The following is a 25,509-nucleotide window of genomic DNA, read 5'->3' as shown; positions in this document are numbered from 1 at the left end:
GCGGGACGGGCCCGACCGTGGCCGGTTCACGCCCCGAGGACATTCCTCAGAGGGTCACGACCGTGGTCTCTGTCGCCTTGACGCTCGTCCACACCGCGACCCCGTCGGCGAGGCCGAGTTCGGCCGCGGCCTGGGGGGTGATCTCCGCGACGAGGTCCGGTGCCCGCGCTGACGTGATGAGCACCCGCAGCCGGCTGCCGCTGGTGGTGATCTCCCGGACGGTGCCCGCCCAGATGTTGCGCGGACTGCCGCCGGGCTCCGCGCGGTGCACGGAGACCGCTTCGGGGGCGATGACCGCCAGTGCCGAGGTGCCGGCCGGCAGCGGGTCCGCGATGACCAGGAGGCCCCCGTCGTCGAGCCGGAGCCCCTCCGCGGTCGCGGTGCCGGGCCAGGCATTGCGGCCGAGCATGCGGGCGACCCAGGGGGAGTGGGGGTGCCGGGTGACCTCGCCGGGCGGGGCGTCCTGGAGGACGTGGCCGTCCTCCAGGACGAGGACCCGGTCCGCGAGGGAGACGGCCTCGACCGGGTCGTGGGTGACGATCAGACAGACACCGCCGAAGCCGCCGAGATGGGTGCGCAGGGTGTGCCGGACATGTGCCCGGGTGGTCTGGTCGAGCGCGGCCAGCGGCTCGTCGAGCAGCAGCAGCCGGGGCCGGGTGGCGAGCGCCCTCGCCAGGGCGATGCGCTGGGCCTGTCCGCCGGAGACCTGGGACGGCTTACGGGCGGTCAGGTGCCCCACCCCGAGCCGGTCGAGCCATTCCTGGGCGCGGCGGCGGGCCTCGGCGCGCGGCACGCCCTGGGCACGCAGCCCGTAGGCGGTGTTCGCGAGCGCGCTGAGGTGCGGGAACAGCGCACCGTCCTGCGGCACCCAGGCGACGCCGCGGCGGTGCGTGGGCAAGGCACTCACATCCAGCTCCCCGAGCCGCAGCTCGGCGTGGGCGCGCGGGGTGAGCCCGAGCAGGGCGCGCAACAGGGTCGTCTTGCCCGCCCCGTTGGGCCCGACGACAGCGATGGTGGTTCCGGCACCGGCGTCGAGCGTGAGCTGGTTGAAACCGGTGACCTCGGCGTGCAGCGGCCAGCTGTCCCGGGCGGCTTCGGTCTCGGCCTCGGCTTCGACGTGGACCGGCTGGGCCGGCCGGGCGTCCTGCGACGGGACGGAGGCCGGCTCGTCGGCCGGTCCGCGGGGACCTGCGGCCGCCGCGCTCGGGGTGCCGGTCCACCGTCCGCGCAGCCCGAGGAGAACGAGCATGGCGATCGCGAGCAGGAGCAGCGAGACCGAGGTGGCGGCCTCCGGATTGTCCTGGAGGAGCAGGTAGACCTGGAGCGGCAGGGTCTGGGTGGTCCCGGGAAGGTTCCCGGCGAAGGTGATGGTGGCGCCGAACTCACCGAGTGCCCGCGCCCAGGTGAGCGCGGCCCCGGCGGCGAGGCCGGGGGCGACCATGGGCAGGGTGACGGTGAAGAACACCCGTACCGGCGAGGCCCCTAGGGAGGACGCCGTCTCCTCGTAGCGCGGACGCAGCCCGCCGAGCGCCCCTTCGAGGCTGATGACGAGGAACGGCATCGCGACGAAGGTCGCCGCCAGGACGGCGCCGGAGGTGTGGAAGGGCAGCGTGATGCCGAACGTGTCCTCCAGCCACGGCCCGAGCAGACCGCGCCGGCCGAAGGCGAGCAGCAGGGCCACACCGCCCACCGTGGGCGGCAGCACCATCGGCAGGAGGACGAGGGAACGGACGAAGGATTTGCCGGGGAACTCGGTACGGGCCAGCAGCCAGGCCAGCGGCACACCGAGCACGAGCGAGAGTCCGAGCGCCCAGAACGAGACGAGCAGCGACAGTTTCAGCGCCTGGGTCGTCTCGGGGCTGGTCAGATGGGTGCCCAGATCACCCCAGGAGGTGCGGGCGAGGATCCCGATCAGCGGCAGCAGCAGGAAGGCGATGGCCAGTAGCGCGGGGACCGCCAGGGCGATCGGTGCGCGAGGCCCGGTGGCGCGGCTGCGAATGAGTCTCATCGAAGTCCCTGGTGCTGGAAGTCCCTGAAGCAGTAAACACCGTGCGGGCGGCCGGACCGGGGCCCGGCCGCCCGCACGGGGCGGTCACCGGTTACGGCTGCTGGAAGCCGGCGTCGGTGAGGATCTTCAGGGCCTCCGGGGTGGTGAGCCACTTCACGAACGCGTCCGCGGCTTCGCTGTTCTTCGTGGTCTTCAGCGTCGCGGCCGGGTACGAGGCGACGGCGTTCTGGGCATCGGGGATGTCGATGGCCTCGACCTTGTCGGTGGCCGTCGCGGCATCCGTCTTGTAGACGAGACCGGCATCCGCCTCACCCAGTTCGACCTTGCTGAGGACGGCGCGGACGTTGGGCTCCTGGGAGACCGGCTTCACCGTGATCTTCTGGGCGTCCAGGATCTGCTTGCTGTAGCGGCCCACCGGCACCTCGGCGGCGGCGAGCACCACCTTGAGCTTGGTGTCGGAGAGGTCCTTCAGGTTGTCGATCTTCTCCGGGTTGCCCTTGCCGGTGGCGATCACCAGGCGGTTCTTCGCGATGACGGCCGGGGTGCCGGTGTCGGACTTGAGGCTGTCCATCGTCTTGGTGTCCGCGGTGACCAGGGCGTCGGCGGGCGCGCCCTGCTTGACCTGGGCGGCGAGTTCCTGCGAACCGGCGAAGGAGAACTTCACCTTGGTGCCGGGGTGCTCCTTCTCGTACGCCGCACCGGCCGTCTTGAAGACGTCGGTGAGGGACGAGGCGGCCAGCACCGTCAGATCCGCCTTCGGGGCTCCGGAGGCGGAGGCGCTCGCGCCGGCGCCCGAGTCCTTCTTGTCGTTGTCGCTGCCGCAGGCTGCCAGCGGAACGAGGAGAGCCGCCGTGAGGATCGCGGCTGCGGTACGGCGTCTGGTGAAGGCGAGGGACATGAGGGTCGGGACTCCTTGGGAACGCGGTCGGCCGGTGCCGTCCGAGCGGATGGTGGTGAGCCGCGCCGGGGACGGGCGACGCCGCTTGGTGGAGCTGTGGGGTCTGTGGGTCGTGGGCTCAGCTGCGGTCGGTGTGCACGCCGGGCGACGTACAGCGGGTGGTGGTCACCCAGGTTGCGGGATCGCCCAAGGCGGGGGACTGCATGTGCCACACAGTAGGTGTTTTTGGTTCGCATTTACAACGTGTAATGCGATACTCCATAGCATATGCGGTGCCGTTCGGAGGAAGCTCCGAAGCGGTTGCCGCAGGGAGGGTGTCCGGGCGACGGCGGGCGGACGCGTCCGTCATACGGAGACCGGCCACGCCCCTACCCACACCCGCGTGATGGCGCTGATGTAGCGCGCGCCGCACCGGTCGGCGGGCACCACCAGCTGGCTCCCCGCCGCGTCCAGTCCGCGGCCGTCCATCCCGGTGGCCAGGAGGACCGGGACATCGCCGAAATCGGCGTCCACCTCCGCCCACGACAGCACCGTGTGGTGGCCGTCCCCGCCGGTGACCGCCACCAGATAGCGGGACCGGTCCTTGCGCCTCTGCGCGTCGAACACCGGGTGGGCGTCGAGCACCACCTCGCGGAGCAGCGGGCCCTCGAAGCTGTGGTGCTGCGGTCCGCTGGTGGCGCAGTCGAAGACCACCTCCGCCCGGTGCTGCTCCCAGCCGCCGCGCAGGTCCGCCACGGTCAGCGTGGCCGGGCGCTCGACGTCCCCGCGCAGGGTGAAGGGTGTGAACGGCGGGGCGGGTGTGCGGGGTTGCGCGCTGAGTCTGCTCATGGGGATCCCCAAATCGGACGGCCCGCAGGGCGGCTGTCAGAAGGTATGCCCAGCAGCCGCCCCGCGAAATCGCGCGTACGAGGCGATGTCCGCCAAAAGCCTGGCGTTTGTGAACCGGCATCAGTGATATCAAGCGTTTCTGCCGCATCCCCGGATCACTGACCGCCCGGTCGGCCGGACTGGACCCTGGCCCGTTCGTCCAGGCCCATCCAGACGCGGTCCCTGGTGAGGGGCAGTTCGGAGAACCGGACCCCGGTGGCGTCCCGCACCGCGTTGATGAACGCCGGGGCGACCGGGTTGAACGGGCTCTCACTCATCGACTTCGCCCCCAGCGGGCCGATCGAGTCCTCGGTCTCCATGAAGTGGACCTCCGTACGGGGGATGTCGGCGTACTGCGGCAGCCGGTACTGCCGGAACGCGGCGGTGGTGACCTTGCCCCGCTCGTCCAGCCGGACGTTCTCGAACAGGGTGGCTCCCAGCGCCTGGGCGATGCCGCCCTCGACCTGGCCCCGGCACTGCATCGGGTTCATGACCTTGCCCGCGTCCGCCGCGTGCACACTGCGCAGGATCCTGATCTCACCGGTTCCCGGGTCGACCGCGAGCCTGAACCACTGCGCGTTGAAGGCGACGGAACGCGGCGTCCCGCCGAAGTGGCCGTCCGCCGCGAGTTCCCGGCCGGCCGACTGCGCCGCGGCGTACAGCTCCTTCAGCAGGATGCGGGTGTTCCGGTACTCGACCGCGTCGTCCAGGAGACGGCACTCGTCGCGGTGGACCCCGAGGTGCTGGGCCGCGAAGGTGAGGAGGGTCTCCGCGAGGGCCTGGGAGGCGCGGAGGGTCGCCTTGCCGGCCACCACGGTCCCGGTCGATCCGAAGGCCCCGGTGTCGTGCTTGACGACATCGGTGTCCGACTGGCGCACGGCGATCCGGTCGACGGTGGTGCCCAGCTCACCGGCCGCGATCTGCCGGTGAACCGTGGTGGTGCCGTTGCCGAACTCCGCGGTCCCCACGGCCAGATCGAGAGTTCCGTCGGGCAGCAGGCTGATCCGGGCGTCGGCGATATGCCCGCCGGGCGGCCCGGTCGCGATCATGGACAGGGCGGACCCTTCCCCCACGAGCCACCCCTCGGGCGCCGCCCCGGACGGCTCGGCCCGAGCGCGCCGCACGATGCCCAGGCACTGGTCGAGCCCGTAGCTGGCGATGTGCAGGTCCTCCTCCTCGCCGCCCGGACTGATCATGGGTTCCCCCGGGCCGATGATGTTGCGCTCCCGGAACTCCAGCGGATCCATGGAGAGCAGCCGGGCCAGTTCGTCCATGACCGACTCCACGGCGAAGACGACCTGCCCGAGCCCGTAGCCGCGGAACGCGCCCGCCGGCACGGCGTGGGTGTAGACGGCGTAGGCGTCCGCCTTCTTGTGCGGGGCGCGGTAGACGGCCATCGACTCACCGACGCTGTGGAACATCACGGCCGGCCCGTGGTTGCCGTACGCCCCGGTGTTGGACACCACCCGCAGTTGCAGCGCGGTCAGGGTCCCGTCGCGGCGGGCCCCCGCCTTGACCCGGACGGTGAACGGGTGCCGGGTGGTGGCCCCGTAGAACTGCTCGGCACGGGTGTACTCAAGCTTCACCGGACGGCGCAGACGCATCGCGGCGAGTACGACGATGTCCTCGACGATCATCTCCTGCTTGCCGCCGAACCCGCCGCCCACCCGCCCCGCCAGCACCCGCACCTTCGCCAGGGGCAGATCGAACAGTGCGCAGAGCGCCCGCCGGGTGAGGAAGGGGGTCTGCGTGCTGGAGCGCACCACGACGCGCTCCGGCCCCTCCTCCGGCTGCTCGAACCAGGCGACCGCGCCGTGCGTCTCCAGGCTCGCGTGCTGGACCCGCTGGGTACGGAACGTCTCCTCGTACACCACGTCGGCGGCGGCGAACCCCTCCTCGACCGAGCCGATCTCGCCGTGCGACTCGCCCACGACGTTGTCGAGCGGCCGGGCGATCCTGGCCTCCTCCGCATCCTTCGCGTGCACGACCGGCGCACCCGGCAGCATCGCCTCCTCCGGGTCGAGGACCGCCGGCAGCACCTCGTACGTCACCTCGACGCGCCGGCACCCCTCCTCGGCCGCCGCCTCGCTGTCGGCGACGACCGCCGCCACCCGCTGGCCGACGAAGCGCACGGTGTCGTCCAGGACCCGGGTGTCGTCGGGGTCCTCCGTGGGGTGCTCGTGCCGGGCGGTGGAGTAGTGGCGTTCGGGGGCGTCGTGGTGGGTGAGCACCAGGCGCACCCCCGGGACGCGCAGCGCGGCGGACGTGTCGATGCCGGTGATCCGGGCGTGCGCGTGCGGGGAGCGCAGCAGCTTCATGTGCAGGAGGCCGGGGACGTCGATGTCGAAGGTGTAGCGGGCGGTCCCGGTCACTACCTGGGGGCCCGCCGGGGCGGGCAGGTTGCGGCCGACCGCCGCGCCCGCGCACGGGGCCTCGACGTGCTTCACCCCGCGCACCGCGTCCTCGATGGCGCGGTACCCGGTGCAGCGGCACAGGTTTCCCTTGAACGCGCGCGGCAGGTCCGTGAGCTGTTCCTCGTCGAGAGCCGCCGTGGTCATCAGGTACCCGGCGGTGCAGAAGCCGCACTGGAAACCCTGCGCGTCCAGGAACCTCTGCTGCACGGGGTGGAGTTCGCCGTCCGTGGCCAGGCCTTCCACGGTGGTCACGGAGCGGCCCGCCGCCCGTACGGCGGGGTAGATGCAGCTGTGCACCGGCTCCCCGTCGACATGGACGGTGCAGGCTCCGCAGTCACCGGCGTCGCACCCCTTCTTGACCCCGAACCAGCCGCGTTCGCGCAGATAGGTGCGCAGGCACTGTCCGGGCCGCGGTTCGGCGTCGAAGGGCTGCTCGTTGACGTGGATCCCGAAACTCATCGCGTACTCTCCGTGGTCAGCTCGCGCCGGATCTCCTCGGCCAGGCGGAAGGCCATGTGGCGGCGCCAGGCGGGCAGCCCGTGGATGTCGTCGAACCAGTCGGCGTCGTCGATTGCCGCCTCCAATGCGCCGCGCAGTCCCGCCCGGTCCGGTGGCAGCGGGAACCAGAACCGGAAGGGGCGCACGGTCGCTGCGGTGACCGTCACGGCCAGCGAGCCGTCCTGCTCGTCGAGGACCCCGATGACCAGGGCGCCGGACCTGCCCAGCCCGTAGAGCGAGGCCTGCCGGAAGGCGGTGCGCGCGGCCAGCGTCCGGGCCGGCAGGGTGACGGAGCGCAGCAACTCGCCCTCGGCCAGGTCCTTGCGCCCCGCTCCGGTGACGAAATCGGCCACCCGGACCCGGCGCAGCGAGCCGTCCTGCGCCTGGAGGAGGCACTCGCCGTCGAGGGCCGAGGTGAGGGAGATCATCGGCCCGGCCGGCAGCGCGTTGCAGAGGTTCCCGCCGATGGTGGCCATGTTCCAGATCTTGAAGGAGGCGAGGAACGCCCGGCAGCACTGCTCGAAGAGCGGCGCGGCCCGGACCCGGCTCCGCTTCCCGTGGCGGGACAGCTGGGCGATGGTGCAGGTCGCCGCGAACTCCACGGAGCCGTCGTGGTGGTGGGTGACCGGCTCCCAGCCCATCCTGCTCAGGTCCACCAGCCGCCGCAGGTGCGGCTGGGGCTCGGAGAACAGGTAGGTGCCCCCGCCGAGCCAGGCGTCACCGGGCCGCCAGGGCTCGTGGGAACGGGCGTCCCGCACGTCCCGCACGGTGTTGAGATCCATGTCGTTCTCCACTCCGGCCGCTGCGTCGTCGGCCACCGAGAAGCTCAGTGAAGCAACGCCGCCGCCCCGCGCACGACTGGTGCACCACACGGAAATGCACGAGTCCCCGTGCCCCGTCCTGGAGGATTCACCAAGAGGTGTACCTCTCACTTCACCTTGCATTTACGATGACGGAACTCGCAGTCGCCTCGTGAATGTGAGATGCCGGGGCCCGGACCCGGCAGTCGCGCAAGGAGCCACACCATGCACGTCGAACACCTTCTCCAGCTCGAATCGCTCGGCCTCACCCTGCTGTGGGGCGAAGAGCCCCTGCCGGTCCGGGAGATCAGCGGGGTCACCGCCACCGACCTGGAGGACCCGGCGCGCTTCCTCCAGCAGGGGGAGATCGTGCTGAGCGGTCTGGTGTGGTGGCGCCCCGACGACGGGCCCGAGAAGGCCGAGCGGTTCGTCACCGCGCTGCGGACGGCCGGAGCCGTGGCCCTGCTCGCGGGCGAGGAGACGCACGGGACCGTGCCCGACGTCCTGGTCGACGCCTGCCGGACGCACGGAGTCACCCTCGTCGCCGTCCCCGCGCGCACCAGCTTCCGGGCCATCACGGAGGCGGTCTACCTCCGGCAGTGGGGCGATCTCAGCCGCCGCCCCACCCACCACTACGCGACCCCGGAGAACGTACGCAACGAGCTCAGCGTCCTGCTCGCGGCCGGCGCGCACCCGGACACACTGCTCGACCGGGCCTTCGCCCACCTGGGCACCCCGCCCGCCTACCTCCTCAGCGCGACCGGGCGCACCCTCGCGCGCACGCCGTCCGCCCCGCCGCTGACCGCGCGCCGGGGCGCGGAATGCCTGCACGGGTCCGCCGGGGCCAGGCTGCGCATCGAGTCGGACGGATCCCCCTACGACATCTGGCACCTGTACGTCCCGGAGACGGCCGGGGCGCCGCCCCGCGTGCTGCACGAGATAGCCGACGTGCTCGCCCAGCACCGGCACCGCGCCGCCCCGGCGGAGAACGCGGCACGCCGCAAGGGCGACGAACTCGTCTCGCTGATCGACGCCCCGCACACCGACGGGACATCACTGCGCGCCGCCCTCCACGGCTGCGGCCTCTCCGATCTGGGGCCCTACCAGGTCCTCACCGCCCGGCAGGGCGACGAGGACGACGCGAACGCGGCGGCGGACGCCCTGAGCGAAGCCCTGCACCACGGCCCGGAGCGCCCCTTCGCCGTCGGCAGGCTCACCGGAGGCGTGGCCGTGGCCGTCGTCCAGGGCGAAGCGGGAGACAGTGAAGCCCTGCTGCGCACCCTGTGGCCCGTACTGGACGGCTGCCACCCCGGCGCGACACTCCACGGCGGGCTCGGCGCCGCGGCCGCCGCACCGGAGGAACTGCACGGCAGCCTCGTACAGGCGCGCTACGCCCTGACGGCATCCCGCACCACCGCGCCCACGGCGGCCGGACTGACCTCGGTGGACGACCTCACGACCCTGCGCACCCTGCTCGCGGGACTGCCCGGAGAGGTCCGCGAGGTCTTCAGCGCCCGGACCCTGGGCCCGCTGACCGAGGGGGACAGCGCCTCGCAGCGCATGATGCTGCACACCCTCGAAGTCTTCCTCGCGCACAACTGCTCCTGGGCCCGCGTCGCAGAGGCCCTGCACCTGCACGTCAACACGGTCCACTACCGGGTCCGGCGCATCGAGCAGCTCACCGGCCGCGATCTGTCGCGCCTCGATCACCGACTCGACCTGCAGGCCGCGCTGATGTGCCGCTGACCGGCGACGGCCCGGGGCCTGGGATCAGCCCCGGCCGCCCGGCCGGTCGATGTGCACGTTCGTCGACTTCACCCGGGCCGTGGCCATGACCCCGACCGCCAGGCCGAGTTCATCGACGGACTCGCGGCTGATCAGCGACACCAGCCGGTGCGGCCCCGACTGGATCTCCACCTGCGCCACCACGTCGTCGGCCGTCACCGCGACGACGATCCCGGCGAACGAGTTCCGCACCGAGGTCAGGACCTCCCCGGGTACCGGATGCAGCCCGGCGGCACGCTCCGCGGCGAAGCACGCGAGGCTGACACCGTCGATCACCCGGTTTCCCGAACCGCCCCGGTCCATCGCGAGGTGGCCACCGTCGGCCCAGCGGCGGACGGTCTCGGGACTCACGGCCAGCAGCTCCGCGGCCTGGCCAATGCTGTACGACGGCACTCACGCACTCTAGTGCCTCCCGTCCGGATCAGGCCGGGCCCGGGAGGTCCGGCGCCGCGGGGCGCTGCCCGCCGGACGCGCCCGCCCGCAGACCGTCCATCACGAGGTCCAGCAGCCGGGCCGCGCGCGGCGGCCAGTCGCTGTGCGGGTCTATCTGCCAGAGCCCGGCTATGGCGAGCAGGAAGTCCTCCGGGGTCAGCCCCGGACGGATGGTGCCGGCCTTCTCGTTGGCGTCCAGCAGGAGCGTGACGGCCCCGGTCACCGGACCGTGGCCCAGCCGGGCCAGGCCGCCCTGCCGGCTGACCGTCGTGCGCAGCGCCTCGGCCAGGCCCGCCTTGGCCATGGCGAACTGCGCGAGCCGGTCCATCCACTCCCGCAGGGCCCGGTCGGGGGCGCGGGCGACGAGCAACTGCGCGGCGGAGTCGGCCACCTGCTGCATCTCGTAGCGGTAGACCTCCAGGACGAGTGCCTCCCGGTCGGGGAAGTTGCGGTAGAACGTCCCCTGCCCGACACACGCCTTCCTCGCGATCACACTCACCGGAGCGTCCGCCGCCCGGGTGAGCTCGGCCAGCGCGACTTCCAGGATGCGTTCGCGATTGCGCTGCGCGTCCGGACGCAGGGGGGTGCTCTTCCGCTCCCGCACACGTCCTCCTTCCGGGCCCGCGGCCATGGCCGCTCTTGATAACCGGACAGCTGTCCACTAGGTTCGATCATTGGCGGACAGCTGTCCGCTTAGCCTTACCTTAGCGGCAGTTCAAGCCACTCCCGCTCCTCCCGGACCGTCCACCGGGACCGGTCGACGCGCATCAGCAACGCGAAAGAAGGCTGAGCATGGCCCCATCGACGTCCAGTGCGATCACCCTGAACATCAATGGCGAGAAGCACACGCTGCCCGTCGATCACCGCACCACCCTGCTCGACGCCCTGCGCGAGCGTCTCGATCTGACCGGTACCAAGAAGGGCTGCGACCAGGGCCAGTGCGGGGCCTGCACGGTACTGCTCGACGGACGCAGAGCCGTGGCCTGTCTGCAACTGGCGGTCGCGGCCGAGGGGCGCGCGATCACCACCATCGAAGGGGTCGCCGACGGCGACCGGCTGCACCCGGTCCAGCAGGCCTTCCTCGACCTCGACGGCTACCAGTGCGGCTACTGCACCCCGGGGCAGATCTGCTCCGCCCTCGCGGTGATCGAGGAACACGCGGCGGGCTGGCCGAGCGCCGTGACCGACGACGTCCGGCCCGAGGCCGGGGTGCCGGCACTCACCGCGGAGGAGATCCGCGAGCGGATGAGCGGCAACCTGTGCCGCTGCGGCGCCTATGTGTCGATCGTCCGGGCGGTCGCACAGGCCGCGGAAGCCTCCGCGGCCCGTGCCGACGAGGTCAAGGAGCGGCTCGCATGAGGGAATTCGGCTACGAGCGCGTCCACGACGTCACCGGAGCGCTCGCACTGCTCGGCACGGACCCGGAGGCCCGCTTCCTCGGCGGCGGCACCAACCTGGTGGACCTGATGAAGGCCGGTGTGGAGCGCCCCGCCCTCCTCGTCGACGTCCAGGAACTGCCGCTCGACACCATCGAGTCCACGCCGGACGGCGGCCTGCGCATCGGCGCGACCGTCACCAACAGCGACCTCGCCGCCCACACCGAGGTGCGGCGACGCTACCCGGCACTGGCGCAGGCGCTCCTGGCCGGCGCCTCCGGACAGCTGCGCAACATGGCCACGGTCGGCGGGAACCTGCTCCAGCGCACTCGCTGCGGCTACTTCAGCGATCTGGCCAAGCCGTGCAACAAGCGCGCCCCCGGCAGCGGTTGCCCGGCCATCGCGGGCGAGCACCACAACCACGCGATCCTCGGTGCCTCCGAGCACTGTGTGGCCACCCACCCCTCCGACATGGCGGTCGCGCTCGCGGCGTTCGACGCCGTCATCTCGTACGAGACGGCCGACGGGCCCGGCGAGCTCCCGATCGCCGAGTTCTACCGGCCGGTGGGAGACACCCCGCACATCGAGACGGCACTGCCGTCCGGCGCCCTCGTCACCGGTGTCACGCTGCCGCCGGCCGCGGTCGCCGCGCACTCCCGGTACCGGAAGGTGCGCGAGCGCGCCTCCTACGCCTTCGCGGTCGGCTCCCTCGCCGCCGCGCTCGACGTCAGGGACGGGACGGTGGCCGAGGTGCGCCTCGCGTTCGGCGCGGTCGCTTCCCGGCCGTGGCGGGCCCGCGCCGCCGAGCGGGCGCTGACCGGCGGACCCGCGAGCGCCGAGGCGTACGCTGCCGCCGCGAACGCCGAACTGGCGGCGGCGCGGACGCTCCCGGAGAACGGATACAAGGTGACGTTGACGCGCAATCTGGTGGTGGCCGTGCTGAGTGAACTCGCCGAGGAGGCAGCCCGATGACCACGACGACCGACAGCGCGGCGTTCACCGGAGCCGTCGGCTCCGGCCGTACCCGGGTGGAGGGCCGCGACAAGGTCACCGGAGCGGCCCGCTACGCCGGTGAGATCCCCTTCGCGGACCTCGCCCACGGCTGGCTGGTGCTCTCGACCGTGGCCCGCGGCCGGATCAGTGAAGTGCGGGACGCCGACGTCCTGGCCATGCCCGGTGTCCTCACGGTGCTGCACCACGGGAACGCGCCGCGCGTCGAGACCGACTACGTCGGCATGCTGGGACGTCCCAACCCGGTCATCGGGCTCTTCCAGCACGACCGGGTGCCCTTCGTGGGCTGGCCGGTGGCGATGGTCGTGGCCGAGACGTCCGAGCAGGCCAGGGAGGCGGCCGAGGCGCTGGTCGTCCGCTACGACGAGGAGGAGCCGCACGACGTGGCGTTCTACGCCGGGCACCCCGGCGCGTACACACCGTCCGGCGCGGCGATGGCGGACGCCGAGACGACGAAGGGCGATCTGGAGGCCCAACTGGCGGCTGCCGCCTTCGTCGTGGACCAGGCGTACACCACCCCGGAGGAGCACCACAGCTCGATGGAGCCGCACGCGGCGACAGCCCGCTGGGACGACGGCCGGCTCGACGTCGTCGACTCCAACCAGGGCAGCAGCTGGGTCGCCGCCGAGCTGGCGTTGGTCTTCTCCCTCGACCCGTCAGCCGTACGGGTGCGGTCCGAGCACGTCGGAGGCGCCTTCGGCTCCAAGGGGCTGAGCCCCCATCAGGTGGCCGCGGTGATGGGCGCGACCGTGCTCCAGCGGCCCGTGCGCGTCGTGCTGACCCGACGTCAGATGTTCTCGCTGGTGGGGTTCCGCAGCCCCACGGCCCAGCGGGTCAGGCTCGCCGCGGACGCGGACGGCCGGCTGCGGGTGTTCGACCACCGGGCGCAGAGCCTGACATCGACCGTGCACGAGTTCGTCGAGACGAGCGCCGTGCTGGGGCGGGTCCTGTACGACGCGGACGCGCACCACACCCTGCACACGGTGGTACGGCTCGACGTGCCGTCCCCGACCTGGATGCGCGCACCGGGCGAGGCGCCGGGGTCCTTCGCCATCGAATCGGCGCTCGACGAACTGGCCGAGAAGTGCGGCGTGGACCCGATCGCGCTGCGCGTCCGCAACGAGACCTCGGTCGGGCCCGTCTCCGGGCTGCCGTTCAGCAGCCGCAACGTGGTCGCCTGTTTCGAGGAGGGGGCCCGCAGGTTCGGCTGGGCCGGGCGGGACCCGCGCCCCGGCGTGCGCCGCGAGGGACGATGGCTGATCGGGACCGGAACGGCCGCGGCCACCTACCCCTCGGGGGTCAGCCCGTCCACCGCGGCCGTGACCGCGGAGCCGGACGGCCGTTTCACCGTACGGATCAACGCGGCGGACATCGGTACCGGGGCCAGGACCGCGATGACGCTGGTCGCCGCGGACGCCCTTGAGGTGGACCCGGACCGCGTCCAGGTACGGATCGGGGACAGCGACCTGGGACCGGCGATGATCGCCGGCGGCTCGATGGGCACCCGCTCCTGGGCCTGGGCGGTCAAGCTGGCGGCGGGCGAGGTGCGCGAGCGGCTGGCGCTGGGCGGCGCCATCCCGCCGGAGGGAATCACCGCCAGGTCGAACACCACGGACGTCATCGGCGCCCTCCCGCAGCTGGAACGGCACTCCTTCGGGGCGCAGTTCGCGGAGGCGGCGGTGGACGTCACCACCGGCGAGGTGCGGGTACGCAGGCTGCTCGGCATCTACGCCGCGGGCACCATCGTCAACCCGCTCACCGCCCGCAGCCAGTTCATCGGCGGGATGACCTGGGGGCTGTCGATGGCCCTGCACGAGGAGGCGGTGAGGGACCGGGCCTCGGGCGGTCATGTCGGCGCCGACCTCGCCGGCTACCACTTCGCCTCGCACGCCGACGTGCCGGTCATCGAGGCGGACTGGGTGGACGACCACATTCCCGACGACCCCATCGGCATCAAGGGCATCGGTGAGATCGGTGTCGTCGGGGTAGCAGCCGCGATCGCCAACGCGGTGTGGCACGCGACCGGCGTCCGCCACCGGGAGCTGCCGATCCGCCCCGACCGCGTCCTGCGCGCGGCGGAGGAGGCCTAGGGCGCGTTTTGAAAGTCCCGTCTGTCCGGCGGCGGCGTGACCCGCAAGGGCCACGCCGCCGCCGGGCGGGAGAGGGAAGCTGAGTCAGAACTTCCGCAGGGTGACGGAGCCGCCCGGCCGCAGTTCCACCCGCCGCGTCACGCCGTTCCAGCTCACCTCGGTACTACGGCCGCCGACACTGCGGATCCGCGCCTCGCGCACCTTCCCGTCGCGCCAGCTCAGATCCACCACGAAGCCGCCTCGCGCGCCCACCCCGGTGACGGACCCCGAGTCCGCCCACGCCGCCGGCAGGGCGGGCAGCAGCTCGATGCGGCCGGGCCGGGAGTACAGCAGCATCTCGATCATGGCCGTCGGGGTGCCGAAATTGGCGTCGATCTGGAAGATCCCCCGGTCCGGGCCGGTCTGGTAGATGTCGAACAGGTTCGCCGAGGTGCCGTTGCTGCTGCTGACCGAGGGCCGCAGGTTGTTGGCCACGAGCCGGTAGGCGTTGTCGGCGTTCTTCAGCCGCGCCCAGCACATCGCACGCCAGGCGTTGGCCCAGCCGAAGTTCTCCATGCCGCGCGCCGTGAGCAGCGCGGTGGCCCCGGCCAGCAGCTCGTCGGAGACCGCGCCCGCCCTGATCCGGTCCCCGGGGAAGAGGCCGATCAGCGGTGACAGATGGCGGTGCTCCGTCTCGCCGAGGTTCTCCGGGGACATCCACTCCTGGAGCCAGCCGGTCTCGGGGCTGACCTCGGGGAGGTACAGCCGCTCGCGCATCCTCGCCACGGCCGCGCCGTACCGCGCGTCGCGGCCGAGCAGCGCGCACGCCTCCTCGAAGTGCAGGAAGAGGTCCCGTACGACCTCCTGGGCGTAGGTGTTGCCCTTCGCGTCCTGCGGTCCGTGCTCGGGGGACCAGTCGCTGTCCGCGATCAGTACCTCGCGCCGCTCGCCCGTCGCGGCATCGGTGACGGTCGTGGTCAGCAGCCGTGCCTCCCAGAACTCGCAGGCACCCTTCAGCATCGGGAAGATCCGTGCCACATGCGCCTTGTCCTGGGTGAACTCGTAATGCTCCCAGAGGGAGTTGCACAGCCAGGCGTTCCCGGCGGGATGCCACCACCAGCCGAGTCCGCCGTGGATGTTGGTGGAGAACGCCACGGTCCAGCCGGCCACCTTGCCACTGGAATTGCGGAAGCGGTTGGCCGGGTCGTTGAAGTGGCTGTTCGTCAGCTCGGTCCAGGACGGGAGCTGGGCGAGGCAGTAGTCCGTCAGCGCGTCGAAGCAGGGGGACAGCCCCGCGCGGTCGGCCATCCAGTAGTTCATCTGGATGTTGATGTCGGTGTGGTAATCACCCATCCAGTCCGGGTCGTTGCCGTCCAGCCACAGGCCCTGGAGGGCGACCGGCAGTCCGCCCCGCGAACCGGAGATCATCAGATAGCGGCCGAACTGGAGGTACAGGGACTCCAGTTCCGGGTCGGGCTTGCCCTCCGCCGTACGGGCCCGCAGCCGGTCCCAGGTGTCCAGGGAGCGCTGCTTCGGTGTGGAGGCGCCCAGGTCCACCGCCATGCGGTCGAACAGGCCCCGGTGGTCGGCCACATGGGTGTGCAGCAGATCGGTCGCGGAGACGGCGGCGGCGTCACGGGCCTTGGTGCGGGCGAGCGCGAGCGGGTCGAGCCCGGGGTTCCGGTAGCCCTTGGCGGCGTCGGGGGCGTAGTCGGTGCCGCCGCTGATCACCACGGTGAGGTCCGCGCACCGGGTGAAGGTGATCCGGCCTCCGTCCGTGGACACCCTGCCGCTGCGGCTGTGCGCCAGGACGACCGCCCCGTAGCGGAGCCCGTTGCCGAACGAACCCGCCAGGGAGAGTTCCGCCCGGCGCCCGTCCGCCGAGGTGGTCTCGCCGTGGGTGCCGTCCAGTGCGAGGGTGCCGGTGTAGTGGCCGCCGCCGCGCTGGCTGAACCGGACGACCACGACGTCGTCCGGCCGGCTGGCGAGGACGCTGCGCTCGTACGTCGCACCGGAGCGCGTGTAGCGGGAGGTGACGACGCCCTGGGCGAGGTCGAGACCGCGCCGGTAGCCGGAGACCGCGGACAGCTCGTGGTCCGGTATGTCGACCGTCACGTTGCCCAGCAGGGTGAAGCTGCCGAAGTCCTCACGCCCGTAAGGGAACTGGCCGTCCGCGTCCAGCTGGTCGTTGACCCCGCCGGTCCACAGGGTGGCGTCGGTGATGTGCAGCAGCTCGTGCGCGGGGTCGTTGCCGACGAGCGCGCCGAGCCGGCCGTTGCCCACCGGGAGGGCCTGCTCGATCATCGAGTCCGCGGCGGCGGGCGTCCGGTACCACATCTCGGTGGCCCGGCCGGGGGCGCGCGGCGGGGCCGCTGCGGGCCGCTCCGGAGCGGGCGTGGCGGCGAAGGCGGGCAGCGCGCCGAGGGCGGTGGCCGAACCCACGGCGGCGGCGAGCGTGAGCAGGCGGCGGCGGCTCGGGTGGCCGGGCTCCGGCTGCGCGGGCGGCTGAGGGTGCGGGTGCTGGTCGTTCACGGTGACTCCATTCCGGTGCGGATGACGGTCGGGGAGAGACGGTGCCGCGGAGCGCCGGGTGTCAGCTCCGCTTCGGCACGTCGATCCGGTCGATGTCGGGTGAGTAGCCCGAGGCGCCGCTGTCGAAGGTGACGGTGTTGCGTCCGGCCCTGAGCGTGACGGGGACGCTGATCGTGGCTGCCGCGCCCCAGCCTCCGCTGGACGGGAAGATCCTCTTCGTGGCGGCCTTCCCGTTGGCCGAGACCGCGACGGACCGTTCGTCACCTGAGGTGTAGGCCACGTTGATGTAGTACGTTCCGGCCCGCGCGGCTTCGACGTGTCCGAAGCGCACCGAGCCGCCCTTGTAGAGGTTGCCGACCTTCTTGCCGCCGGAGCACTCGTCGCAGTCGGCGACCGAGGCGTTGCCGGACAGTGTGTTGGCCGGGGACTCGGCCTCGTACGCCCTGGTCCGCAGCCCGGAACCGTGCGGGGTGACGGTGAACAGCCGCGATCCGTGCGCGGGCAGCGTCTCGGTGATGGAGTCCTTGTGCTGTCCGAGGTTCTCCTTGTTCCAGAGGTCGCGCACGGAGGCCTTGCCGCCGAAGCCGAGGGCCGACCAGCGGGCCGTCACCGGAGCGGGCGAGGAGCCGAGGTTGAACAGTGCCACGGTGTAGCCGCCGTCGGGGTCCCTGGCCGCCCACACCTGCTCGTCACCCGCCGTGGTGACGGGGTGGGCCGGGGCGCCCGGCCGCTGGTTGACCCGGAGCACTTCGCGGTTGGTCAGCAGCGAGACGCCGTACGCGTCCAGCTCGGTGAGGTCGTCACCCGAGTAGAGCGGCGACTTGGCGATCGACCACAGCGTCATGTAGCTCTGCCGCTCGGCCTTCGTCAGCCCGTCCATCTCGCCGTTGCCGACGTCGATCGCGTCCAGGTCGTTCCAGCCGCCCGGACCCGCGTGCCGGGTCCACGCGGGGGTGTCGCGCCAGCGGGCCTTCACCGAGCTGTCCCACGTCACCAGCGTCTCGCAGTAGCACTCGACGTCGGTGTCCACCCGCCAGCCGTCGGAGTTCTCCTTCCAGCTGTCGGCGTAGTCGACATCCAGCGACCAGGAGATCTCCAGATGGACGGGGCGTCCGGCGCGCGCGATGGCCTTCTTCCAGGCGGCGACGTCCGCCCGGTTGTCGTAGTTGTCGCCGCTCTTGAAGGAACCCGGGCCGACCCCGTCGAGCTTGAGGAAGTCGTATCCCCAGTCGGCGATCAGCTGAGCCTGCGAGTCGACGTACTTCTGGGCGCACGGCCGCGAGAAGTCGATCTTGTACGAGCTGTCCCAGCCGTTCGTGGTGCGCAGATCGGTGTAGACGATGTCCCCGGTGGTGCAGCCCGGAGCGTCCCAGACCGGCAGCCTGCCGTCGCCGTACCCCTCCTTCTCCAGGCCGACCGGCAGGTAGATGCCCGCCTTGAGCCCCTTGCGGTGGAGGTCGTCGGCGACCGGTTTCATCCCGCGCGGGAAGCGCACCGGGTCGGCCTGCTGGCGCCCGTAGCCGTCGAACTCGGGCGTCCAGTCCTGGTCGCGCCACCAGCCGGCGTCGATGTTGATGTACTCGTAGCCGTACTTCTTCAGCTTGGTGGCCATCGCGTCGGCCTGCTTCAGGACGTTCGCCTCGGTCAGATAGCTGTACTGGCCCGTGGGGTTGAGGCCGGGGTAGGAGCTGGTCTGCATCGACCAGCTGCTCCACCCCATGAACGGCTTCCGGGCCGGGCCGTGTCCGGCTGCCGCCGCCGTGGCCGGTGCGGTGTCGGGTGCGGCCTGCGCCGGGGGTACGGCGATGGCCGCGGCGGCCGTGACGGCGAGGACCATCGCGGCGCGCGCGGCTCGTCTCGTGGTGCGGGCGGGGGAGGGCATGCGGGTGGTCTCCTGCTCTGGTCGGGTGGGGCGGTGCGGGGGACGGGGCGGTGCTGGGTGTGCGGGGCGCGGCGGTTCGCGGCCGGTCGGCTACTTGCCCGCGCCGATGGTGAGGCCGCTGATGAACTGGCGCTGGAGCGCGAAGTACACGAGGAGGGTGGGCACGGCCGTCATCAGCGCACCGGCCGCGATGAGGTTCGGGTTGGTGAAGTACTGGCCCTGGAGACTCGCGAGCGCCGAGGTGACCGGCCGTTTGTCGCCGGTCTCGATCAGGACGAGCGGCCAGAAGAAGTCGTTGTAGATCCAGATCGACTCCAGCGTCGCCAGCGCGGCGAACGCGGGGCGGCACAGCGGCAGCACGATCTGGAGGAACTGGCGCCACACGGGCGCACCGTCGACCAGCGCCGCCTCCGTGATCTCCTTCGGGATCGTCTTCATGTAGTTGCTGAGGACGAAGGTGCAGAAGCCGCACTGGTAGGCGATATGGATGGCGATAATGCCCCAGTAGGAGTTGTACAGGAGCAGCGAATCGCTCATCCAGGCCGGCAGCGGGATCTGCAGGTACAGCCGGTAGAGCGGGGTGATCAGGACCTGGGCCGGCAGCAGGTTGCCCGCTGTGAAGAGCATCAGCAGGGCGACGTTCCAGCGGAAGTCGAACCGCGACACGTAGAACGCCACGGCCGCCGAGAAGAACAGAGTGCCAAGCACCGCCGGAATGGTCACCAGGACCGAGTTCCAGAAGTAGTGCGACATGCCCGACTGGCTCCACGCGGCACCGAAGTTGTCCAGGCTCAGGCTCCGGGGCCAGGAGAGGTAGCCGTGCTTGCTGGTGTCCTCGTAGGGCCGCAGTGAGGTGTACACCGCCCAGAGCAGCGGCACCAGCCAGAGCACCGAGATGCCGGCCAGCATCACATGGCGTCCGGTCTGGCTCCGCCGCCGCGACGGCGCCGGCCCGGCCGGCGGCCGGGGGGCCCGTGAACGGCGGACGCCCGGCGGTGGTGCGGTGACGGTCACTGGTCCTCCTTGCGGAAGTTCTGTACGAGGAAGGTGCCGATCGCCGCCAGGGAGATCACCAGCATGATCATGGCGAGCGCGGAGCCGTAGCCGATGTGGCTGGACTCGCCGATGATGTTGTCGGTGATCAGCAGGGACAGCAGCTCCATCCCGGGCTTGCTGCCGACACCGCCGCCGAGCACGTACACGATGTCGAAGGCGCGCAGCGACTCCATGGCCGTCACGACCAGGATGATGACGTTGACGGGTTTGAGGGCGGGGAAGACCACGCGCAGGAACGTCTGCCGGCCGTTGGCGCCGTCGAGGGCGGCCGCCTCCTTGAGGGCGGGGTCGAAGCCCTTCAGCCCGGCGAGGTAGAGGATCATGATGTAGCCGGTGTGCCGCCACGCCGAGGCGATGAGGACCATCCACAGATTGAGGTCCGGGTCGCCCAGCCAGTCGATGTGGTGTCCTGGCGCCGCCGTGTTGAGGATGCCGTTCAACAGTCCGTTGTCCGGGTTGTAGATGATCTCCCAGATCAGGCCGACCACGGCCAGCGACAGCACCATGGGCAGGAAGATGGCGGTCTGGTAGATCCGGGTGAAGCGGATCTTCCGGTCGAGCTGGTAGGCCAGGAAGATCCCGAACGGAGTGGGAAGCAGCGCGGTGAAGAGCAGCCAGATGACGTTGTGCTGGACAGCAGGCCAGAACGGCGGGTAATTCGTGAAGATTTCCCGGTAGTTGTCCAGACCGGTCCACTGGATGCCGGAGAGTTCGAGGCCGTCCCACTGGGTGAAGGACAGGGCGAGCGAGGCCAGCGCGGGCAGCCAGACGAAGACCAGCAGGGCGAGCAGCGGCACTCCGACGATCACGGTGAGGAAGAGCCGGTCGGAGAGGCCGAGCCGTCGTGGCCGGCGCGTCCGCCGGGTGCCGGGTGGCGCGGAGGGTACGGAAGACATGGGTGGGCTTCCCTGGGTCGGTCAGGCGGTGAAGAAACGCGAACGCTGCGACTCGATCTTCTTGAGCATGGCCACGCCGTCGTCCGGGCTGCTCAGCCACTGCGACAGTCCGGGCAGCACGACGGTGGAGATGAAGCCCGGGTCGCTGTCGCGGTCACCGAACTGGGTGATGTGCTCGGCCCGGGAGATGAGCGCGGCGGACTTCTTCTGCAGCGCGTTGTAGCCGCTGGTGTCGGCGTCGCTGTGCACGGCGACGTTGCTGGGGTCGACGCCCATGTACAGGCCCTCCGCGCGGGCGCTGCCGAGGAACTCCAGGAACTGCTTGGCCTTCTCCTCGTTCTTGGGCCGGCGGCTGAGCATGAACCCGTCGGTCGGCGCCTCCACGGTGTCCTGGCCGTGCGACGGATCGATCTCGGGGAACGCGAAGAAGTCGATGTCGTCCCGGAGTTCCGGGTCGCTGATCTGCTGTCCGAGGAACAGGCCGATGACGGCCATGCCCGACTTCTTGTCCAGCAGTGACTGGGCGGCGTCCTGCCAGGAACGGCCGCCGGCCCGCTCCTGGTAGTACGGGCTGAGCTCGCGCCACCGGTCGATCGCTCCGCGCACCCGGCGGTCGGTCCAGCTGATGTCGCCGCGCAGCAGCGAGGTGTGGAACTCGTAGCCGTTGGTCCGCAGATTCAGGTAGTCGAACGCGCCGAGGATGCTCCAGGTGTCCCCGCCCCCGTACCCGGCGGCGATCGGTGAGAGGCCGTCCTTCTTCATCCGCTTGGCCAGGGCGACGAAGTCGTCCCAGGTGGTGGGCGCCCGGTAACCGCGTTCCCTGAAGAGGCTCTTGCGGTAGAAGACGGCCCACGGGTAGTTGTACAGCGGAACGAAGTAGTACTTCCCGTCCTCGCCCCGGGAGAGCTGCTTCGCGGCCTCGCTGAAGCCGCCGCCGATCTTCTCCCACACGTCGTCCAGCGGAGCGCACAGCTTCTTCTTGGCGAAGTACTGCATGCGGTAGCCCGCGAACCAGGTGAAGACGTCGTCCGGAGTGCCCTGGAGGTAGCTGGAGATGCCCTTCTGGAAGGTGTCGTGGTCGACGGTGTTGGTCCTGACCGTGAGTTTGCTGTCCTTCGCGAAGGCCTTGGTCAGGGCTTCGTACGCCTTCTTGGGTGTGGCGTCGGCGCCGTTGGACCCGAAGGTCACGGTCTTGGGGTCGGCGGCGGCCCCGGACCCGCAGGCGGTGAGCGCGGGGGCCGCCAGAACCGCGGCGCCCACTCCCATCAGCCCGCCCATGACGCGCCTGCGGCCCGGACGGCCCGGTACCGGTATGCGGCTCGGCTCGGTCATCGATTCTCCTTGATGGTGTCGGACCCGATGAAGGTCTGGATGGCGGTGGCCGCGGCCCCGCGCGCCCACTCCTCGAACGGCAGCGGGCGTGTGATCACGTCGCAGTGCGCGGCTGTGCTGAAAACGGTGGCGGCGAACGCGTCGCGGATCTGCGCGGCGAACAGGTCGTAGGCGGCCAGCCCCTCGCCGGAGATGATCACGCACTCGGGGCCGAGCAGATTGGCGACCGCCCCGATGGCCCGGCCGATCGCCGCCCCTGCCAGGGCGAAGGCCTCGCGGGCCACCGGCTCGCCCGACCTGGCCAGTTCCAGCGCGTGCGCGGGGCCGCCGACCGGCTGCCCCGTCTCCTGCTGGATGCGGCGCACGATGGCCGAGTCCGAGGCGATCGCCTCGACACAGCCCCGGTTGCCGCAGTGGCAGAGCGGCCCGTGCGGGTCGATGGAGAGGTGGCCGATCTCACCGGCCACCCCGTGCGCCCCGGCCACCACCCGGCCGTGGACGACCAGTCCGCAGCCGATCCCGGCCCCGACCGTGACCAGCGCGAAGTCGGACCGCCCGACCCCGGCGCCGAACCACTGCTCCGCCACGGTCAGTGCCCGCACGTCGTTGTCCACCGTGGCCGGCAGGCCGGTGGCCGTCTCCGCGAGCCCGGCCAGTGCGACGTTCCGCCAGCCGAGGAACGGCGAATAGCGGACCACCCCCGCGGCCCGGTCGACATCGCCGGACACCGCGACGGCCAGGCCGCGCACTCCGACGCCGAACGGCTGCGCCCGGGTGACCAGTTCGCCCGTGAGCGCGGCGATCACGGAGATCACCGCACCGGGCGACCGCTCGGTGAGCGGCACATGACGGGCCACCCTGACCCGGCAGCAGAGGTCCGCGAGGACGGCGATGACCTCGTCCGCGGTCACCTTGACGCCGATGAACAGGGCGCGACCCCCGTTGACCCGCACCGGGTTGGCCGGCCGGCCGACCGAGGGAGGCGTGCTGCCGTCGGCCTCCTCGACGAAGTACCCGGTCTCCATGAGCGGGCGCACGGCCTTGGTCACGGCGGCCGAGGACAGCCCGGTCCTGCGGGCGATCTCCACCCGGGACAGCGGCCCTTGGGACAGGGCAGTGGTGAACACCAGAGAGGCAGCCGGCGTTGGCGCCGGGAACGTCTCGACGAGGTTGGTCGATGACATGGCGGGAAACGTAGGGGAGTTAATTTCCTCTGTCAAGAAAAAAAGTCAACCCCGATGAGACGTCGTACGGACGGCCCCGAACCGCCGGGGTCCCACCGTGTCCCGGTCTGCCGGACGGGCCACTCCCCGTGCGCCGCCCGGCAGTTGGCCGAGTCCTCACCGCCGCGAAATCTCCCGTACCCGGCGGGGCTTCGCGGTTCCCCGAGCGTGGGTATGGGCATGGCCATGTCATCGAATGGCGTGGCCGGACACGCTTCGACCAGGAGGAAGCAGTGAAGAACAGACGACGGATCCGCAAGGTGTCACTCGTGCTGGCCGCCGCCGGGACGCTGGTCCTGGCCGCGCCGGGCAGCGCCTTCGCGGACGTGCCGGGTGCGCTGCCCGCCAATGCCGACGGACTGGAACAGACCTTCCAGCCGGCCTACGACTACGACGGTGACGGCTGCTATCCGACCCCCGCCATCGGCCCCGACGGCACCGTAGCCCCCGGGCTGAAGACCACCGGCGCAGTCAACGGCAGCTGCCACGACTCCTGGGACCTGGACAACACCAACGGCTACGCCCGCTCCAAGTGCAACAACGGCTGGTGCGCCATCATCTACGGCCTCTACTTCGAGAAGGACCAGGCCGTGGCCGGCAGCGGTCTCGGCGGGCACCGCCACGACTGGGAGCACGTCGTGGTCTGGGTCCAGGACAACGAGGCGAAGTACGTCTCCACCTCGGCCCACGGCGGCTTCAGCGTCTACGGCCGCGATCAGATCCAGTGGGACGGCACCCACCCCAAGGCCGTCTACCACAAGGACGGCATCGGAACCCACTGCTTCCGTCCCGCGACCACCGGCGACGAGCCGCCGGAGAACCACTACCACCAGTGGCAGTTCCCCGACCTCGTCGGCTGGAACGGCTACCCCGAAGGCATCCGGGACAAGCTGACGCAGGCCGACTTCGGCAGTGCCGTCTTCGGTCTGAAGGACGGAAACTTCGCCGGCCACCTGGAGAAGGCGATGCCCGCGGGCATCCCCTTCGACCCCAACGCCTGACGGGGACGGGGCGGCGGGCGCCGGTCAGTGCCCCGCCGCCCCGGCGGGCCGGGCGGGCAACGGGGCGAAGACGCGGTGGGCCGCCATCGCCGCGCCACCGCGTGCCCACGTCTCGAACGGCAGCGGCCGCACCACGAGTTCGCACCGGGCGGCCGCGCCGAAGGCCTGGTCCGCGAAGGTCCGGCGGATCTCGTCGGAGAACAGGTCGTACGCCGCCACGCCCTCGCCGGAGATGATGACGCGCTCCGGGCCGATGAGGTTGGCCACGGAGGCGATTCCCAGTCCCAGCGCCCGCCCGGCCCGGGTGAAGACGGCGCGCGCCGTGGTGTCTCCGGACCGCGCGAGGCGCACGGCGTCGGCGAGGGACAGATCCGCGTCCCCCGTCCGCTCCCGCACCTGGTCCACGATGGCCTGCGTCGACGCGACGGCCTCGACGCAGCCGGTGTTGCCGCAGGTGCAGACCCGGTCGCTGCCGCCGACGGGCAGATGTCCCAGCTCGCCCGAGACCCCGAACGCCCCCGAGACCACCCGGCCGTGGACGGACATTCCGCAGCCCACCCCCGCGCCGACCGTGACCAGGGCGAACGAGGAGAGCCCGACCCCGGCGCCGAACCACTGCTCGGCGACGGTGAGGGCCCGTACGTCGTTGTCGATCACCGCCGGAATGCCGGTGGCCTCCTCGACCAGTGCGGCGAGGCGCACCCCGTGCCAGTCGAGGAAGGGCGAGTAGCGGACCGTGCCGGACGGGCCGTCCACATCGCCGGAGACCGTCACGCCGATGCTGTGCACCGCAGGCCCTGACCCGCCCTCCCCTTCTCCGGCCCGTCCGGAGAGGGTGCCGACCAGCCGGGCGACGGCCCTGACCACCGTGCCGACATCCCGCGAGCGGAGCGGGGTGCGGTGGGTGGCCAGTGGCGCCGCCGTGAGGTCGACGAGCATCCCGATCAGCTCGTCCGAGGTGATCTTGATCCCGATGAACCCGGCCCGTTCCGGCCGTACCGCCATCAACGTGGCCGGGCGGCCGGGCTGCCGGTCACCGGACGGGCCGAGCTCGGTGATCCAGCCGTCGTCGAGCAGCGGCGCCGAGACCTTGGTGACGGCCCCGGAGGAGAGCCCGGTGCGGCGTCCGAGCTCCGCCCGGGTCAACGGTCCCTGGGTCAGCAGGGCCTGGAGGACAAGGGCTGCGGACGGTGGCTGCCGGGAGAGGTTCACCCCGTGGAGATTACCTTCTGGCCGAAAGCAAGGAGCTGGGCCCGGAACGCCGCAGTGCGCGGAAACGGAGAAATGATCTCGGGTCGATGTTGAATATATTGACGTTGGAAGGAAACTATCGTTGCAGTCGCCGCGCTCTCATCGCAGGCGGCGGGCCTCGGCAGGGGTCCGGTCGTACGGGGGTGCCGACGCGGGCCCCGCCCAGTGGTTTCGAGAG

The 25,509-nt window shown here is 71.4% G+C and carries 19 protein-coding genes; 5 read left to right on the top strand and 14 right to left on the bottom strand.

Annotation, left to right across the window (positions count from 1 at the left end; genetic code table 11):
• Window positions 1-46 precede the first annotated feature (46 nt).
• From ACFVQ0_RS01890 to ACFVQ0_RS01870, 5 genes are all read right to left on the bottom strand, one after another.
• Window positions 47-2,008 (bottom strand): ABC transporter permease, encoded by a 1,962-nt coding sequence (locus ACFVQ0_RS01890; protein WP_390083564.1) that lies wholly within the window; start codon window positions 2,006-2,008, stop codon window positions 47-49.
• Window positions 2,009-2,099: 91 nt separating this feature from the next.
• Entirely contained in the window at window positions 2,100-2,906 is an 807-nt protein-coding gene (gene modA / locus ACFVQ0_RS01885; protein ID WP_390083562.1) for a molybdate ABC transporter substrate-binding protein, read from the bottom strand.
• A gap of 345 nt (window positions 2,907-3,251) precedes the next feature.
• A complete protein-coding gene (locus tag ACFVQ0_RS01880; protein WP_390083560.1) occupies window positions 3,252-3,734 on the bottom strand; it encodes a molybdopterin-dependent oxidoreductase in 483 nt (160 codons plus the stop codon).
• A gap of 155 nt (window positions 3,735-3,889) precedes the next feature.
• Window positions 3,890-6,646: a molybdopterin-dependent oxidoreductase gene (locus tag ACFVQ0_RS01875; RefSeq protein WP_390083558.1), complete on the bottom strand. Its 2,757-nt coding sequence runs from the start codon at window positions 6,644-6,646 to the stop codon at window positions 3,890-3,892.
• A complete protein-coding gene (locus ACFVQ0_RS01870) occupies window positions 6,643-7,467 on the bottom strand; it encodes an FAD binding domain-containing protein (protein WP_390085343.1) in 825 nt (274 codons plus the stop codon). The genes ACFVQ0_RS01875 and ACFVQ0_RS01870 overlap by 4 nt, the downstream gene beginning before the upstream one ends.
• A gap of 243 nt (window positions 7,468-7,710) precedes the next feature.
• Here ACFVQ0_RS01870 and ACFVQ0_RS01865 point away from each other — a divergent pair, with 243 nt between their 5' ends.
• On the top strand, window positions 7,711-9,231 hold the full coding sequence (locus ACFVQ0_RS01865) for a PucR family transcriptional regulator (RefSeq protein ID WP_390083556.1): 1,521 nt from the start codon (window positions 7,711-7,713) through the stop codon (window positions 9,229-9,231).
• 24 nt (window positions 9,232-9,255) lie between these two features.
• Here the strand turns inward: ACFVQ0_RS01865 and ACFVQ0_RS01860 are convergent, their stop codons facing one another.
• Window positions 9,256-9,663, bottom strand: a complete 408-nt coding sequence (locus ACFVQ0_RS01860) for a molybdopterin-binding protein (RefSeq protein ID WP_390083554.1) — start codon at window positions 9,661-9,663, stop codon at window positions 9,256-9,258.
• A gap of 28 nt (window positions 9,664-9,691) precedes the next feature.
• Window positions 9,692-10,306, bottom strand: coding sequence for a TetR/AcrR family transcriptional regulator (locus ACFVQ0_RS01855; protein WP_390083552.1), 615 nt, complete (start codon window positions 10,304-10,306; stop codon window positions 9,692-9,694).
• A gap of 188 nt (window positions 10,307-10,494) precedes the next feature.
• Here ACFVQ0_RS01855 and ACFVQ0_RS01850 point away from each other — a divergent pair, with 188 nt between their 5' ends.
• From ACFVQ0_RS01850 to ACFVQ0_RS01840, 3 genes are read left to right on the top strand one after another with little or no spacing between them, the layout of a single operon-like run.
• Window positions 10,495-11,061 (top strand): 2Fe-2S iron-sulfur cluster-binding protein, encoded by a 567-nt coding sequence (locus ACFVQ0_RS01850; RefSeq protein ID WP_390083550.1) that lies wholly within the window; start codon window positions 10,495-10,497, stop codon window positions 11,059-11,061.
• Window positions 11,058-12,050: an FAD binding domain-containing protein gene (locus tag ACFVQ0_RS01845; protein WP_390083548.1), complete on the top strand. Its 993-nt coding sequence runs from the start codon at window positions 11,058-11,060 to the stop codon at window positions 12,048-12,050. The genes ACFVQ0_RS01850 and ACFVQ0_RS01845 overlap by 4 nt, the downstream gene beginning before the upstream one ends.
• Window positions 12,047-14,179: a xanthine dehydrogenase family protein molybdopterin-binding subunit gene (locus ACFVQ0_RS01840; RefSeq protein ID WP_390083546.1), complete on the top strand. Its 2,133-nt coding sequence runs from the start codon at window positions 12,047-12,049 to the stop codon at window positions 14,177-14,179. Before ACFVQ0_RS01845 ends, ACFVQ0_RS01840 begins: the two co-directional genes overlap by 4 nt.
• Window positions 14,180-14,263: 84 nt before the next feature.
• On the opposite strand, the gene ACFVQ0_RS01835 is transcribed toward ACFVQ0_RS01840, so the two are convergent.
• The 6 genes from ACFVQ0_RS01835 to ACFVQ0_RS01810 all read right to left on the bottom strand — a co-directional run bounded on the left by ACFVQ0_RS01835 (window position 14,264) and on the right by ACFVQ0_RS01810 (window position 23,040).
• Window positions 14,264-16,690, bottom strand: coding sequence for a glycoside hydrolase N-terminal domain-containing protein (locus ACFVQ0_RS01835; RefSeq protein WP_390083544.1), 2,427 nt, complete (start codon window positions 16,688-16,690; stop codon window positions 14,264-14,266).
• Between the two features lie 61 nt (window positions 16,691-16,751).
• Window positions 16,752-18,572: an alpha-galactosidase D gene (locus ACFVQ0_RS01830; RefSeq protein WP_390083543.1), complete on the bottom strand. Its 1,821-nt coding sequence runs from the start codon at window positions 18,570-18,572 to the stop codon at window positions 16,752-16,754.
• Between the two features lie 90 nt (window positions 18,573-18,662).
• On the bottom strand, window positions 18,663-19,586 hold the full coding sequence (locus ACFVQ0_RS01825) for a carbohydrate ABC transporter permease (protein ID WP_390083541.1): 924 nt from the start codon (window positions 19,584-19,586) through the stop codon (window positions 18,663-18,665).
• Window positions 19,583-20,524 carry a carbohydrate ABC transporter permease gene (locus ACFVQ0_RS01820; RefSeq protein WP_390083539.1) on the bottom strand — a complete coding sequence of 314 codons (942 nt, stop codon included), beginning with the start codon at window positions 20,522-20,524 and terminating at the stop codon, window positions 19,583-19,585. The genes ACFVQ0_RS01825 and ACFVQ0_RS01820 overlap by 4 nt, the downstream gene beginning before the upstream one ends.
• 21 nt (window positions 20,525-20,545) lie before the next feature.
• Window positions 20,546-21,856, bottom strand: a complete 1,311-nt coding sequence (locus tag ACFVQ0_RS01815; protein ID WP_390083537.1) for an ABC transporter substrate-binding protein — start codon at window positions 21,854-21,856, stop codon at window positions 20,546-20,548.
• On the bottom strand, window positions 21,853-23,040 hold the full coding sequence (locus tag ACFVQ0_RS01810) for an ROK family protein (protein WP_390083535.1): 1,188 nt from the start codon (window positions 23,038-23,040) through the stop codon (window positions 21,853-21,855). Before ACFVQ0_RS01810 ends, ACFVQ0_RS01815 begins: the two co-directional genes overlap by 4 nt.
• Before the next feature lie 272 nt (window positions 23,041-23,312).
• On the opposite strand from ACFVQ0_RS01810, the gene ACFVQ0_RS01805 reads away from it, so the two are divergent.
• Window positions 23,313-24,080, top strand: coding sequence for an NPP1 family protein (locus ACFVQ0_RS01805; RefSeq protein WP_390083533.1), 768 nt, complete (start codon window positions 23,313-23,315; stop codon window positions 24,078-24,080).
• Between the two features lie 24 nt (window positions 24,081-24,104).
• On the opposite strand, the gene ACFVQ0_RS01800 is transcribed toward ACFVQ0_RS01805, so the two are convergent.
• On the bottom strand, window positions 24,105-25,292 hold the full coding sequence (locus ACFVQ0_RS01800; protein WP_390083531.1) for an ROK family protein: 1,188 nt from the start codon (window positions 25,290-25,292) through the stop codon (window positions 24,105-24,107).
• Window positions 25,293-25,509: the final 217 nt, after the last annotated feature.

Origin of the sequence: Streptomyces sp. NPDC057900, assembly GCF_042887885.1 — a bacterium.
Classification (GTDB): domain Bacteria; phylum Actinomycetota; class Actinomycetes; order Streptomycetales; family Streptomycetaceae; genus Streptomyces.
The sequence above is the reverse complement of the archived record's forward strand: the minus strand, read 5'-3'. Positions and strand labels throughout refer to the sequence as shown.